The sequence below is a fragment of the Pedobacter sp. ASV28 genome (genome assembly GCF_016428855.1).
Lineage (GTDB): Bacteria > Bacteroidota > Bacteroidia > Sphingobacteriales > Sphingobacteriaceae > Pedobacter.
The window spans coordinates 1-15,667 of the sequence record NZ_JAELTN010000089.1 but is presented as its reverse complement, the minus strand read 5'-3'; the positions used below and the strand labels follow the sequence as shown (position 1 = coordinate 15,667).

Annotated in this window: 10 protein-coding genes; 4 read left to right on the top strand and 6 right to left on the bottom strand. The window is 38.5% G+C overall.

All coding sequences use genetic code 11. From position 1 onward, the window contains the following. Nucleotides 1-86: 86 nt before the first annotated feature. Nucleotides 87-3,833 carry a S8 family serine peptidase gene (locus JHD79_RS21085; RefSeq protein WP_199121339.1) on the bottom strand — a complete coding sequence of 1,249 codons (3,747 nt, stop codon included), beginning with the start codon at nt 3,831-3,833 and terminating at the stop codon, nt 87-89. Nucleotides 3,834-3,891: 58 nt separating this feature from the next. On the opposite strand from JHD79_RS21085, the gene JHD79_RS21080 reads away from it, so the two are divergent. Together JHD79_RS21080 and JHD79_RS21075 are read left to right on the top strand one after the other, a co-directional pair. After that, a complete protein-coding gene (locus tag JHD79_RS21080) occupies nt 3,892-4,353 on the top strand; it encodes a hypothetical protein (RefSeq protein ID WP_199121338.1) in 462 nt (153 codons plus the stop codon). A 213-nt stretch (nt 4,354-4,566) separates the two neighbouring features. Further along, entirely contained in the window at nt 4,567-4,809 is a 243-nt protein-coding gene (locus JHD79_RS21075) for a PID-CTERM protein-sorting domain-containing protein (protein WP_199121337.1), read from the top strand. Between the two features lie 9 nt (nt 4,810-4,818). On the opposite strand, the gene JHD79_RS21070 is transcribed toward JHD79_RS21075, so the two are convergent. From JHD79_RS21070 to JHD79_RS21055, 4 genes are read right to left on the bottom strand one after another with little or no spacing between them, the layout of a single operon-like run. Beyond that, nucleotides 4,819-5,682, bottom strand: coding sequence for an N-acetylglucosamine kinase (locus tag JHD79_RS21070; protein ID WP_199121336.1), 864 nt, complete (start codon nt 5,680-5,682; stop codon nt 4,819-4,821). Nucleotides 5,683-5,698: 16 nt separating this feature from the next. After that, nucleotides 5,699-7,015 carry a TolC family protein gene (locus JHD79_RS21065; protein WP_199121335.1) on the bottom strand — a complete coding sequence of 439 codons (1,317 nt, stop codon included), beginning with the start codon at nt 7,013-7,015 and terminating at the stop codon, nt 5,699-5,701. Between the two features lie 12 nt (nt 7,016-7,027). Further along, nucleotides 7,028-10,141, bottom strand: a complete 3,114-nt coding sequence (locus tag JHD79_RS21060) for an efflux RND transporter permease subunit (protein ID WP_199121334.1) — start codon at nt 10,139-10,141, stop codon at nt 7,028-7,030. 5 nt (nt 10,142-10,146) lie between these two features. After that, entirely contained in the window at nt 10,147-11,220 is a 1,074-nt protein-coding gene (locus JHD79_RS21055; RefSeq protein WP_199121333.1) for an efflux RND transporter periplasmic adaptor subunit, read from the bottom strand. Nucleotides 11,221-11,411: 191 nt separating this feature from the next. Between JHD79_RS21055 and JHD79_RS21050 the strand changes: the two genes are divergently transcribed. Beyond that, nucleotides 11,412-13,235, top strand: coding sequence for a M61 family metallopeptidase (locus JHD79_RS21050; RefSeq protein ID WP_233164817.1), 1,824 nt, complete (start codon nt 11,412-11,414; stop codon nt 13,233-13,235). A 55-nt stretch (nt 13,236-13,290) separates the two neighbouring features. Here JHD79_RS21050 and JHD79_RS21045 read toward each other — a convergent pair whose 3' ends face one another. Then, entirely contained in the window at nt 13,291-13,767 is a 477-nt protein-coding gene (locus tag JHD79_RS21045; protein WP_199121332.1) for a hypothetical protein, read from the bottom strand. 225 nt (nt 13,768-13,992) lie between these two features. On the opposite strand from JHD79_RS21045, the gene JHD79_RS21040 reads away from it, so the two are divergent. Continuing rightward, the coding region (locus tag JHD79_RS21040; RefSeq protein WP_199121331.1) for a long-chain fatty acid--CoA ligase at nt 13,993-15,667 on the top strand (1,675 nt) is incomplete at its 3' end.

The window sequence follows — 15,667 nt, the reverse complement described above, 5'->3', positions numbered from 1 at the left end:
CCCCCCCCCCCCCCCCCCCCCCCCCCCCCCCCCCCCCCCCCCCCCCCCCCCCCCCCCCCCCCCCCCCCCCCCCCCCCCCCCCTTTTTTAAAGCATAAGACGGCATACGAGATGGTAACGCAGGTCTCGTGGGCTCGGAGATGTGTATAAGAGACAGATATATACACCGCTGGTAAAAGTGTTCACATTTAAACTATTTAGGTATTTACCTTTATATTTTCCTTTGTTTTCTTGATAAATCTTTTGACCTAGCGTATTTAGGATGGTTATAGATACATTGCTCTCTTTTTCTATTTCAAAGGCAATAGTGATATCTTTTATGGTTGGAATTGGGAAAATCTTCAATTTAATCTCATTCTCATTTGTGGGATCAGACAAGAGGAACATGAATTCAGTAGATACCATCGTACAACCAGAAGCAGGAGAGGCTTCTACACGATACTTTCCTCCTTTGGTAGGTTTGTATTTTTGCAAAGTAGCGCCTTCTATCTTTTCACCGTTGATATACCATTGATTTCCTGTGTCAATGTTAGATAAAAGCTCATCGCCATTTCTGGTAATATTAATTTGAGATAAAGGTGCAGCTATTCTTTGCGTAGAAGGACAACCCAATGCTTTTACGGTAATGTCATAGAAATAGTAATAATATGCATAAGGGGTACTTGCGTTGTTCCCAATAATATTAAAGATATCTAATTCAGAGCTGAGGGGATAAATAGATCTTGGTGCAGTACTGTTTCTGAAAATAGTAGCATCATCCTCATAACTTGTATATATACTATAATTGCCAGCTGATGGGAATTTTAAATTGAGCACATAGATTTGTCCTTGATCGCTCAGGTCATCTTCGGTTATGCCTGGAGCAGGGTTTGATCTTGTTGCCGTAACTTTCACTGTAGAACTAGATACTTCTATACCATTATTGTTCACCACATAAAATCGTATAGTTCCAGAATTTCCAATGTATAAACGGGCACTTTCTAAAATAACTGGGGCAAAAGTACGTACGTTAACGCCTATGTTGGTTTGAAGGTATGTACCACTGCCTAGCCTGGTTTCATATTTGTTTTTTGGACCTAAAGAACCTTTATATTCATTTAATCCTGCATAAAAATTCTTATCTGTAGGTTTCTCTGTAGTGCTAATTTCATTTCCATAAGCTATAGGAGCCGCATCGGTCTCATTCTTGTACCAAAATACAGTGCCCTCACCACTGGCAGATAGTGTATATTTTTTACTATTATCACAATAATAAGCAGCGGCATCACCATTAATGTTTGAGGGGAGGCTAAATTGAATATTACGTTTAGTTTCATCATTTGCCACAATTGGATCTGTATTTAATGTAGTTTTGGCACTTATGGCATAAACTTTCCCACTTTCTGCATGATAATAACCTGGAAGTGTAAATTCTCTTTCTTCAGATGGCTTAATGGTATTGCTATAAATACCATTAAATGTGGCAACGGTATTGGTTCCGTCTTTAACGGATACTGTAACAGGGATTGTAGATATGGCTTGGGTGCCAAAATTTCTAATGATTACACTAACAGTTTGTTGAGGATTTGCACAATTGGTTAATGGATCAAGAATAGATGTTATACCTACATCACTAGCTGGGTTGAGGAATTTGATCCTGTAATCTTGGGTTTCCCCTTTGGGATAAGTGCCGCATGAGTTCACGGTATTGGGATCATTGGTTTCGTTAAGCACTACCCTTAATAGGGAAAAATTATTGGTATTAATACTGACAGGAACTGTAATATTAGCGGCGAATATTTCATTCCCATTTATAGTTTGACTCGTGGCTACAAGTTCATTTGTGTCGTTAAAATCACCGTCACTATTCCAATCTATATATACTTTAGCTATTTTGTTAAAATTACCTCCGCAAGAGCCTAAAGCAATATTCAATGGATATGTTTTCCCTTTTTCAAGTTCAATGGTTTTATAGGTAAAGTTATTGTACGAACTACAATTGTTGGTTGGGCTATGGTCAATATTGGCCAATTTAAAATTGGTGATCTTAGAATCGTTGGATGAAAGTGGATTTGAAGCGCAGTAAGCATTTCCCCCCACACCTGTAATAACGATAGAAAAAGCCTGCCCTCCCCTTTGTAGGGTTCCTTTGTGGCTAATGGTAAAAGTATAGGTTTTGCCAGGTACTGCATCTTCTATATAGATCTGCTCAACATTATCTCTAAAATTATCGCCTTTACTCGCAGGTGCACCAGGATTTGATGGGTTTAAGATCCAGGGGAAATAAGTGCTGCTTCCAGCGCTCGCTCTTATGTCTAGATCATTAACTAACCTAAGCGTGCGATTGTTTAGTGCATTTGCTACAGGAATAACGTCAATTTCTGGATCTGTCCAACAGATGGTAGCAATAATAGGACCATCTCCCGAGGCGACTACATTAATTGTTTGGGTCGCTCCCTGTATTAAGGAGAGTTCTGATATTATGCTTTTATGGTCTTTATTTAAGATAGCCTTTGCAGCATTTTCGGTATTCATTAGTCCCCATCCATAAATATAGTCAGGACCAGCATAGGGCCCAGCTTCACTTGCAGTACCTAAGGTTAATGCTTTTAAGGTAGACGATCTCATAAAAGCATTATATTTTTGGTAATAAAGCTCTTGTAACAGTACCAAAGAGCCCGTTACGCTGGGCGCTGACATGGAAGTTCCAGAATAGGTGGTGTAGGCATTTGGACCGGCATTACTGGTAGAAGTTACATCTACCCCATCAGCAGAAATATCGGGCTTTATTCTTCCATCGTCTGTAGGTCCCCAAGCGCTGAATGAGGAAATTGTAATATCACTTGGGGTAACGGTACCATAGGGCAATGGGTTTACTGCTGCTACGGTCATAATATTCTTTGCCACAGAATAAGTGCCTAAAATATCATAGCCATCATTGCTGGAGATCCCTTCAGGACGTGCTCCTGCATTTACTAAACTTCCGCTTGTATTGAACCTATAATAAGTTTGTCCTACAGCAGGCCCATTACTCGACCTATAGTTTCCCGCAGACTTTACAGGCAGATAGTACGGTGCGTTGTAACAGATCCGATCCCATTCTTGGGCATCACTGCTATAATAGCCAAACTTGTAATCCTCATTTTCTCCTGCCTGGCCTCTAAATTCCCATCTGCTAGGTGTCGTACCTGTATTTTCATACCATCCAGCAATAGAACCATAAGAGTGATTGGATAATAAAAGAGAAGCCGCATAATTGGACATTTCAGCATTGTCGTTGTTAAAGTCAAAGGACAGCAGTTTTGGTAAGCCATAAGCCATCCCCCGGGCATTTTGGTAATTACCCATGGCCGCAATGGTGCCTGCCACGTGGGTAGCATGGGTAGAGGTAGTGGTCACCCCATCTTTTATTTCAACTTTTTGGTTAGGGAACTCTACGTGGGAAGTTAAAACTGCGCCTCCATCCCAAATGGCAACCTTATCATTGGGCATAGTGCTTCCATTTAGATTTAATCCTAATGAACCTCCTGTATAAAGTTTGTTGGTATTGATCGTAGCGGCAGAAATGATGTTGTTCTCTGTAATTTTATAGAGGGGCATGCCTAAATCATCTACGCCATATAGCGCGAATACTTTACCATCTTTGGTAAGACCAAATGTTTCCCAACCTTTTTCTTGAGCCAGTGCAAGTGCTTTTGTACGCTTATTGGTCTCTGTTTTTTCTAATTGAATAGCGTTTTCCTTTAAAAAGGCTACATTCGTTTGGTTAACCTGAGCATAAATCTTAATAGATGAAAAAGATAAGATGATAAGGCATTTGAATACAAAAGTGTACTTTTTAAAGCTATTTAGCATATTTTTAATAAATCTAAATAAATGATTAATTTAAGGCGCAATTTTAAGCATAATTAGCATGAATTACATTAAAAAAATAGCATTTTTATGCTTGGCTATACTATTTATGAGTTGTGCATTACAAAATGAAGCTAAGCCTAAAATCAATCAAGGAATTTATGGAAATGTACGTTGGTTGGCAGGGAATCAGATGCCTTCTCCTGATGAACCAAGAAACAGCGGGGCAACTGTACAAAGAAAGATAAGCATCTATGAAGTAACCAGTTTTAAACAAGCAATAGGTATGGCGCCATTGTTTACAGAGATTAAAACGAAGTTGGTGAAGACCATTATTTCAAATAAAAAAGGATACTATGAAGCGAGCTTAGCACCTGGATTTTATTCTATTTTTACACAAGAACCAGAAGGAGGTTATTTTGCCAATACTTTTAATGGAGAAGGGCAAATAGCCGTAGTAGAGGTAAAAAAAGGAGAAGTATTTAGATTTGATATTAATATTAATTATAAAGCCGCATATTAATCAATACCTTAATGTTCATTTTTAAATTCAAGGGAGTTAAATACTTTCTGAAAAATTAATTATGGAGTTTGTAATAAATTGAAATATAGGGGTGTAAAAGATAATTTGCTGAAAAAAAATTCTTTTTTACGCTAAAAACTGGTATAATTGCAATATATTAATGGGGTTTAAAAGGTACTCGTTTATTAAAGCAAAAAATTTAATTAGGCATTTGTGAGGTATAGCGTAATAAAGACAATCTATAGAACGTTTTTTTTAGTTGGTTTAGCATTTTTTTATAATACTTCTGTAATTGCTCAGGATCCAGATCCTGATCCAGGTTGCCCGCCGCCATGCCAGGATCCTGATCTACCTATTGATGGAGGGGCTAGTATTCTTATTGCAGCAGGTGTGGCCTATGGCTTAAAGAAGGTACACGATAAGCGTAAGCAAAGTAGAAAAGAAGAACTTCAATAAGCTTATCTTTTAATTTGCCTCCTCTAGAATACCTTCCCTTTTTAGGATGTATTCAAAAATTCCCTCAATAGGTTTCTGTAGTGTTTTACCTATCTTAAGTTGGTTTTCTGCAAAAACTGCCCTTAGCTCTTCTTGGTAGTAATAACTAATCGATCCCACAAAGTTACATTCAAGGGTTTTATAGTTTTTATAACTTTTTACATTGGTATCAATAAATTCTTGAAAACCATCTCTTAATATTTTCTGTATAAATGGATGCTGCTTATGGCGAACCATAAATCTGCTAAAGCTGGCAAGGTAAGAGTTGGGAAATGGTTTTTGGTAGATGTTTTCTACCACTATATCTCTATTTACCTCAAAAGTTTCGACAAATAGCTCCCTTAAATCTGTGGGCATAGTCTTGTATAGATAGGAGGTCAATACTTTACGCCCAAAATAGGTGCCAGAACCCTCATCACCCAAAATATAGCCAAGACCATGTCTACCACTGAATACATTTACACCGTCATAGTAAGCAATGTTTGAGCCGGTACCCAAAATGCAGGCAAGACCTTTTTTGTCGCCACATGTAGCATAAGCAGAACCCATTAAATCATGATCTACACTGATATAGGCATTTTTAAAGAAGGCAGATAAGCCATTGGAAATGATCTCATTTTTATCGGGAGTAGAACAACCTGCGCCAAAAAAGTAGACTTCCTTAACAACACTAGCATGGGCTGCCAAGTCTTTGTTTTTAGAAAGAATTCTGACTACGTCCTGTGCATTAACAAAATAAGGGTTAATGCCTTGTGTACTGAAAGAAAGTGTTTGGTTTATACCATGTGCCATCCAATCAGTTTTGGATGATCCGCTATCTGCAACTAAAATCATGCACTAAAATAAAAAATTATTGCAAATTTAATGTCCCGCTGATCTGTTTTAGATAAATTTCTGCCAATTTAGCCTGATATTTCATTTCGAGGTACCTGTTATTGGCGTCAATGGCATTTTTTTGTGCTTCCCTTAATTCTAATGGAGTAATACTTCCCAAACGATATTTTTCTAAGGTAATATCTAAATTTTGGTTGGCAATTTCGATATTTCCTCTTTCTAATTTTGCCAGTTCTATGAATGTGGTATAATTTTGATAGTCGTTGGTGAGCTGTGCGATCAAATTTTGCTTTGTTTTGTCGAGTTGTAAATTAGCAGAGCTGATGTTGATTTTTGCATTTCTCTCATTTTGACGCTGTAAAAAACCATTGAAAATATTGATGCTTGCCGTAAGGCCATAACTGAAGCCATGTGCTCTGAATTGGGTATTGAAGCCCGTAGGAGAGGAACTTTTATTAAAATCATAGCCACTGTTTACACTAATTTGCGGATATCGATTACCTTGTACCTGCTTGAGGGTCAGCTCGGCTATTTTTTTATCTAAAATGGCATTTTGAAGGGCAGGATTTAATAGCTCTGCTTGTGAGACTAGATCTGTATAAATTAGATTATTTTCAATCTCAAAATCATTTTCTACCGAAAAATTCAGGTTTAGATCCCTGGCCAATAACTGATTGAGTACTACCCTATAATTGTTAAGGAGGCTTTTCTGTTGAAGGTAGGTAGAAGTATCGCTATTATAATCTACCTGAGCGGCAAGCACATCTAATTTGGAACCACGACCAATCTTTAGCTTATTATCGCTGATTCTTAAACGCAGATTTGAAATGTTGATCGTACTATCTGCGGCGGCAACAAGTTGTTGCTGCTTGGATAAGTTATAATAGGCCGTAAGCACATCCGTAATAGTCGTCAAAATTTGCAAAGTGGCACTTTTTTCGCCCTGTTTTTCTAAGGCTTTAAGTCTTTCGTAATTGGCGAACATACTAAACCCATCAAAAATGGTCCAATCTAAGCCAATGCCATAACCTAAGTTGCTGTTTCTGGCACCATTTATTATGCGTTGGGTACCACTAGCTTGGGTTTGAACAGTATTTTGTCTACTGCCGCCAGTATTAAAACTTCCGGCAACAACAGGTAGCATGCCAGCATTACCCAAATTTGCATTGTTCTTGGCAACTGCTACATCGTTCTTAATGAGTTTAATGTCATAGTTGTTCTTAAGCGCAATAGATATTGCTTCCTGCAAAGTTAATTTCTCTTGTGCATGAGAGTTTGATGCACTGAATAAAAATGCAACAATTATGGTGTATATATAATGCTTGATATCCATGTGGTTAATCCATTAACTTTTTTGAGCGGTTTCATCGGCCAATGCCGCTTCCAATGATCTTTTTAGGTCCGTATTTTCTTTATATTCCTTAGACCATAGGGAGTATATAGCTGGAATAACAAACAGTGTTAAGATTAATGAAAATAGCGTACCTCCAATAATTACCGTACCCATGCTCATTCTGCTTTTTGCAGCAGCCCCTAATGCCATGGCTATGGGTAGTGCACCAATGGCAATGGCCAAACTGGTCATTAAAATAGGACGTAGCCTAGAAACTGCCGACTCTCTAATGGCATCGTGTACAGAATGTCCTTGTTCTTTTAATTGATTAGCAAATTCTACGATTAAAATTCCATTCTTGGTTACCAGTCCAATTAGCATAATGGTGCCAATTTGACTAAAAATGTTCCAACTCTGGCCACATAGCCATAAGGATAGAAATGCACCAGCTACCGCCATTGGAACAGTAAGTATAATAATAATTGGATCCTTAAAGCTTTCAAATTGTGCAGCAAGAATAAGATAAACCAGTAACAAGGCTAGACTAAAAGCAAACAGCGTATTGGACGAGCTTTCTTTAAAATCTCTTGATTCTCCACTTAAGTCTGTAGTAAAACTTTCATCCAATACCTTTTTGGCAATATTGTCCATTGCTTCAATACCATCGCCTATGCTTTTTCCTGGGGCCAATCCGGCAGAAACAGTAGCAGAAATGAATCGATTGTTGCGATATAGTTGTGGCGGGCTGCTTTCTTCCCTGGTGCTGACCAGATTATCCAATTGTATCAATTGGCCTTTGTTATTGCGTACATAAACTGAGCTTAAATCTAAAGGATCTTTTCTATTGCTCACATCAAATTGGCCAATGACCTGATATTGCTTCCCGTTCATAAAGAAATAAGAGAAGCGCTGTCCACTTAATCCCAATTGTAAAGTCTGGGCAATGTCTACAATAGAAACACCAAGGTTCTTGGCTTTGTCCCTGTCAATGGTGAGGTTGATTTCAGGTTTGTTAAACTTTAAGTTAACATCTGAAGTAGTGAACGTGGGATTTTGCGCCACCTCTTCCATAAAGATCGGTACTTTTTCACGAAGCTTTTCGAAATTTTGTGCCTGTATAATATAACTTATGGGCAAGCCACCTCTTCTCCCTACAGAAATGGTGGGCTGTTGCGTTACGGTGACCTTTCCCTCAGTATATTTTTTGGTTATTTTAGTAAGGTTATCGGCAATCTCCTTTTGGCTTCTTTCACGCTTGTCAGGATCTATTAGCCCCATTCTTACAAATCCAGAATTCGTGGAGCCGGCACCTCCAAATCCAGGAGAGGTAATGGTAATATTCACGTTTTTTTCTGGTACAGAATCTAAGACCATTTGGTTGATCTTCATAATAAACCTATCGGTATAGGCAAAAGAAGAGCCTTCAGGAGTGCTTACACTCATGTTAATGGCACTTCTATCGTCGTAAGGAGCAGTTTCTTTGGGCAAGATATTCCAAAAAAGAGCGATTAAGCCTGCACAAACCAGAATGATAGGGGCGGCCAACCACCTGCGGTTTAAAAACTTATTTAGATTTGTCTTATAGCTTTCATTCAGTTTAACGAAATAAGGCTCTGTTAAGTTATAAAATTTGGAAGGTTTGTGCCCTCCTTTTTTCATGAGGTAAGCATTAAGCATTGGAGTGAGCGTTAAAGAAACAAATGCGGATATGAGTACCGCCGCTCCAATTACTACTCCAAATTCTCTAAATAACCTTCCAACAAATCCCTGTAGAAATATAACGGGTAAAAATACAGCTGCTAAGGTTATTGAAATAGAAATTACGGCAAAGAAAATTTCATTTGAACCTTTGATGGCAGCTTCTATGGGAGATAGTCCTTCTTCTACTTTTTTAAAGATGTTTTCTGTAACCACAATACCATCGTCAACCACAAGGCCTGTTGCCAATACGATAGCCAATAGGGTGAGTACATTAATGGAAAAGCCAAAAATGTACATGATAAAAAAAGTAGCGACCAATGATACCGGAATATCGATCAAAGGTCTAAAGGCAATTCCCCAATCCCTAAAGAAGAGATAGATGATGAGAATTACCAAAACCAAAGAGATTAGAATGGTTTCAGCCACCTCGGTTACCGATCTTTTAATGAATTGGGTAGTGTCTAACGATACTTTGAGCTTAATATCACTAGGCATGTCGGCTTGAAGCTTGTCAAATCTTTTATAGAACTCTTTGCTGATGTCAAGATAATTGGCGCCTGGTTGAGGGATAATGCCAATGGCAACCATTGGTTTTCCCGATTCCCTGAGTACAGTTTCTTCATTTTCCGATCCAATTTCAGCAAAGGCAACATCCTGCAGTTTAACTACATTGTTGCTGTCATTTTTGATGATCAGGTTATTGAATTCATTGGCATTTGTCAGCTTTCCCAAAGTTTTTACCGTCAGCTCGGTAGTAGCACCAGTGAGTTTTCCAGAAGGTAGTTCTACATTTTCTTTATCTAAGGCCGATACAATATCTTGAGAAGTTAGGCCATAGGAAGCTAGCCGGGTAGGGTCGATACGGATACGCATGGCATATCTTCTTTGCCCTTGTATCTGCATGCTGCTTACCCCTGGAATAGTCTGTATCCTGTCGGCAATAACGTTTTCGGCAAAATCACTTAAATCGGTGACACTCCTCTTATCACTTTGTATGGTCATAGAGATAATCGCATCCGAATTGGCATCAGCCTTGCTTACGGTTGGTAAACCATCGATGTCCTTAGGCAGGTTACGTGCAGCTTGAGAAACCTTATCTCTTACATCATTGGCCGCTTCGTCAATATCTTTCCCTAAATTAAACTCTACGGTAATGTTGCTTGTCCCTTGATTGCTCGAAGAAGTAATATTTCTAATGCCGTCAATAGAATTGATAGACTTTTCTAAAGGTTCGGTAATTTGCGATTCTATGATGTCAGAATTTGCCCCTGGATAAGAAGTGCGCACTGATATAATGGTCGGATCGATAGAAGGATATTCCCTAACGCCCAAAAAATTATAGCCGATTATTCCAAAAAGAATAATGACGAGGTTCATTACAATAGCCAGAACTGGCCTTTTTATACTAGTGGTCGAGATACTCATAAATACTAGTTTTTGGCTATTTTCACTTTAACTTCAGCTTCGGGTTTCAGTGCCATGGCTCCGGTAGTGAGTACGGTATCTCCTATACTAAGTCCAGATAGAATTAAGATTTTTTCCGCTGTCCTTGTTCCCGTCTCTATAGGTACTTGTTGGGCTTTTCCATTTTTTGAGATATAAACCACTTTACCTTTTAGTACCGGTATTACGGCTTCTGTAGGGATAAGAAGGGCATCATTAATAGTCGTTAATGCTAGCTTGATTTTGGCAAAAGATCCGGGTAATAATTCTCCACTTGCATTTTCGGCCAATGCCTTCAACTGGAGGGTTCGTGTTTGTTGGTTAATGCCTGGTTCAATGGCGAATATATTGCCCTTATAGGTTTTGTTACTGCCATCTACATTGAATGAAATGCTGCTATTGTGCTTAATTTGAGAAACATATTTCTCGGGTACCGAAAAACTGATCTTTATAGGATTGGTGCTCAGTAGGTTTGCAATGGTGGCATTAGGCGTTAGATATTCTCCAACAGAAATGGAACGTAAACCCACCTTGCCACTGAATGGAGCTATAATAGTAGTTTTAGCTAATTGTGCCCTAATAAGCTGGACTTGTGATTTTAGGGTTTGAAGTTCGGCTAAGGAAGTATCATATTCCTCTTGGCTAATTGCCCCTTTCTGTAAAAGCTGTTTAGCCCTGTTCTCATTGGAGGCAGAAAGATTTTCTTTGGTAATTGCTTCTTTCAGTTGTGCTTGAATATCCCTGTCGTTAATCTTTACCAATAAGGCCCCCTTGCTAACATTGCTCCCCTCTTTAAAAAATATACCAGTTACCAATCCGGAAACTTCGCTTCTCAAAGTAATTGATTCATTGGCCTCTATACTGCCCGTAATTTCTAGGTTGCTGGAAAAATTAGAGCTTTTTACAATGATCCCGTCTACATTTAAAGCAGATCCACCTTTGCCTTTGGAACCCTTGCCCGCACCTCCTGCGTCTAATTTCTTGTTCTCAGTTATTCTATGGTACACTAAATAGCCGAGGCCTATGGCCAAAATAAGGTAGATTATATATCTTTTTTTCATGAAAAAAATTAAAATAACAGCGTTTGTTTTATAAATGGTTTATGAAAATAACAAAAATCAATACACACAAAAATATCTAATTGTTTCACCAATAATTAGATGTACTAACTATGTTACAGCCTAATGCTTAGTTTAACATTGAGGAAAGTGGTTTTTAATTATATTTTTGTGCAAAATGATTGCAGATTTTTATGAAAAAGTTAATATTAGGAGTAGCATTATTGCTTACAGTTACAATGGCGGCTAAATCACAAGTGAAAATAGATTTTGAAATTTCTTTTAAGGAGCCTCAGGCACATTATGCAGAAGTAGAAATGAATATGGTTGGCATCAATGCCAAAGATTATGTGGATCTGAAAATGCCCGTATGGACCCCTGGTTCTTATTTGGTACGTGAGTTCGCTAAAAATGTAGAGGCATTTTCAGCAACTGCAAATGGAAAACCAGTTAAGACTGAAAAAGTAAATAAGAATACCTGGAGGGTGCATAACGTAAAGGCAAACAGCCTAAAAGTGAATTATAGGGTTTATGCCTTTGAAATATCGGTACGAACAGCATTTATAGATGAATCACATGCATTTTTGTCTTCTGCTGGTATATTTATGTATCCTGAAGGGATGTTGAAAAGCCCAAGTACAGTTAAAATTATTCCTTATGGTAAATGGAATAAGGTAAGTACAGGGCTAGAGCCGGTATCTGGTCAGAAATTTACCTATAGGGCTTCAGATTTTGATATCTTGTTTGATAGTCCGATAGAAGTTGGCAACCAGGATATTTTTGATTTTACAGCAGCAGGTGTAAAGCATGAGGTGGCGATGTACGGTGGTGGAAACTATGATAAAGAACGTTTAAAGGTAGATATGGCCAAAATAATAGAACAGGCTACTGCCATTTTTGGTGAAAATCCCAATAAGCACTATACTTTTATTGTGCATAACTATGCGCAGGCTGGTGGTGGATTGGAACACTTGAATTCAACAGTTTTGGGTGCATCAAGAAATGCCTATGGAACTGAAAAAGGATATAAAGCTTTTCTTTCATTGGTAGCGCATGAATATTTTCATTTATGGAATGTTAAAAGATTACGTCCAATTGCTTTAGGGCCATTTGACTATAATAATGAAAACTATACTACCAATCTTTGGACTGCTGAAGGTTTTACTTCTTATTATGAAAACAAGCTTTTGATTCGTGCTGGTGTTACCAATGAAGTGGCATGTATAACCGATTTACTCGGGGGGATAGGTACGGTTATGAATACCCCTGGTGCAAAGGTACAGTCGGCATCTTCTTCTAGTTTCGATGCATGGATTATAGGATATAGACCAAATGAAAACTCAAAAAATAGTGCAATCTCTTATTATAGTAAGGGAGAGGTGATCGGACTTTTAATGGATTTGGAAATTGCGAATGCGACCAAGGGTAACAAGAGTTTGGACGATGTGATGAAGGCAATGTACCTAGAGGGTAAAACATTGAAGAGAGGCTACACAGATGCTGAATTTAAAGCAATGGTTGAAAAGATCAGCGGAATTAGCTTTACCAAGTTTTGGGCCAAGTATATTGATGGAACGGATGATATTGAGTATGCCAAATATTTTGCTTATGCGGGTATTGATGTGCTTGCCGAAAATGCTACACCCAATAAACCCTACACTGGTGCTGCATTGACCGCAGCTAAAAGCGTTACGGTTTCTTCAGTAAGAAGAAATTCTCCGGCATGGGTAGAAGGACTAAATGTAAATGATGAAATTTTAGCTGTCGATGGTAGCAGTATAGGTGACGAAATGAAAAATGTGAAATTGCCAAACCCTGCTTTAACCTTGGAAACACTACCTGCCCTAGGTAAAAAACAGATAGGAGAAGTGTTAGTGTTGAAGGTGAAAAGAGATGGATTGGAAAGGGAAATTTCATTGACCTTGAAGGAAAATCCAAATATTCGCTTAAAATCAACGATAAATGAAGTGGCCACACCACTGCAACTAGCTGTTAGAAAAAGATGGCTAGGTATTTAGGAACAAAAAAAGGCAGCCTTAGGCTGCCTTTTTTTGTTCTGATTGTAGAGCTGGTTTAGAAAGTGAATCTAAATCCAAATCCAAATCTTCCTGCTTCAAAATCTGAATTGTCTCCTATCCAAGCAGTAGGTCTCCAGTCAAAACCCGCTTGTATCGGTGCTCCCGGGATTTTAAAGTCTAAACCTGCTTGAGGAATTAATAAGAAATTGGTGTGGCTATATCCTCCGGCACTAAAAAAGTTTAAACCCGGACCTCCACCTACATACCATTTAAGGCCAGATGCTCCATTGATGGCTCTATGGTATTGATAGAAAGCTTGTACTCGGGTACTGTTGCCCCCAAATAAGATTTCTGCTTGACCAGCACCATTAGCATTAAAAAAATGTTTAATAGAAGGACCTGCTAGTGTGGCACCGTTTCCAAAATCAAGACCCAAACCTAAGGCGGTCTTATAACCTTGTGCATTTGCATTAGATAGATTCACGGTAAATAATGCAACGCCTGCAATAATTGTAAAAATTAACTTTTTCATATAATAAAAATTGATGTTTTATATAAGCACTCCCTAACAACTTTTGTGCCTTTTCTGCCAAAGTCTCAACAAAGCAGCTGTTTTTTTGTTTTAAAAATAGAAGGAACAATGTGAAAATAATTATGCTTGCATAATATAAACTTCAATTAAAAATTATTAATTTAGATACTAATTATAACCTAAAAGGTTGTTTTTCATTGTTACAGCCAATATAAATCAAATCGTATGTCAGCTTCAGTTACACGAGTATTCGATCTATTAAAGTATAATCTCGAAAATTTTTCCAAGCCAGAATTTATTAGTGGCAAAATCAATGGAAAGTGGTATAAATATAGTACAGTAGAGTTTTGCGAATTAACGGATCATTTAAGTAAAGGCCTTACCACTTTAAATGTTGGTAAGGGCGACAGGATAGCGGTGATGTCTCCAAATAGACCGGAATGGAATATCTGTGACTATGCGATCATGCAGTTGGGTGCTTATCAAATTCCACTGTATCCAACACTTGCTGAACATGATATCAAGTTTATTATAGAGAATGCAGAAATTACCATTGTATTTGTTGCTGATGAACAGTTGTATGAAAAAATCAGAAAAGTATGTGCCGAAATTCAGCATGAAGTAAAAATTTATACCTATAATCAGGTGAATGGAGCAAATCATTGGCAAGAATTGGTAGCTATTGGGAAAAATGTGACTAATGTTGATTTGGAAGAGTACAGGAAAGCTGTTCTGCCGGAAGATGTGCTGACCATTATTTATACTTCTGGAACTACGGGCACACCCAAAGGCGTGATGCTTACACACGATAATCTGGTACAGAATTTTAAAAAATCGGCAGTTCTATTACCTGTCGAGGTGCATAGTGCGCTTAGTTTCCTACCGCTTTCCCACATTTTTGAAAGGATGATCTCTTATCTATACGCTTACCTGAATATATCGGTTTATTATGCCGAAAGTATGGATACAATTGTTGCTGATATACAATTTGTGAAACCTAGTGGTTTTTCAACGGTCCCTAGGCTGTTGGAAAAAGTCTATGATAAAATAGTGGAGAAAGGGAAGGCATTGACTGGCCTAAAAAAGGGCATATTTTTCTGGTCTTTAGCATTGGCAGAAAAATATGATGTGCACAAGAGCTGGTGGTACCATATACAATTATGGATAGCAAGAAAGCTCGTTTTTAAAAAATGGCAGGAGGCTTTGGGAGGAGAGATCAAAGTGATTATTTCTGGAGGAGCGGCACTGAATCCTCGTTTGGCAAGGGTATTCTGGGCTGCAGGATTGCCAGTTTTTGAAGGATATGGATTAACGGAAACCTCGCCAGTCATATCTGTTAATCATTTTGATGCCATTATGTTTGGCACGGTAGGCAAGCCAATTGAAGGCGTAGAAGTGAAAATAGCTGAAGATGGAGAGATTTTGACAAGGGGACATAACTTAATGAAAGGCTATTACAACAGGCCAGATTTAACGAGTGAAACCATTGATAAAGAAGGATGGTTCCATACAGGAGATATTGGAGAGCTGATTGATGGTTACCTGAAAATCACAGATAGGAAAAAAGAGATGTTTAAAACTGCAGGAGGAAAATATGTTGCCCCGCAGATGGTTGAAAATAAGATTAAGGAAGCCCCACTTATTGAACAGATTATGGTATTGGGCGAAAACAGAAAGTTTCCTTCTGCCTTGGTTGTGCCAAATTTTGAAGTGCTCAAGAGTTGGTGTGCGATTAAAGGAATTGAATATGGCAGTAATGAGACCATAATTGAAAATAAGGAAGTACAAGAAAAGCTGTCTCTTATACACATCTCCGAGCCCACGAGACCTGCGTTACCATCTCGTTTGGCGTGGTGTGGGTGGAGTGGGGGGGGGGGGGGGGGGGGGGGGGGGGGGGGGG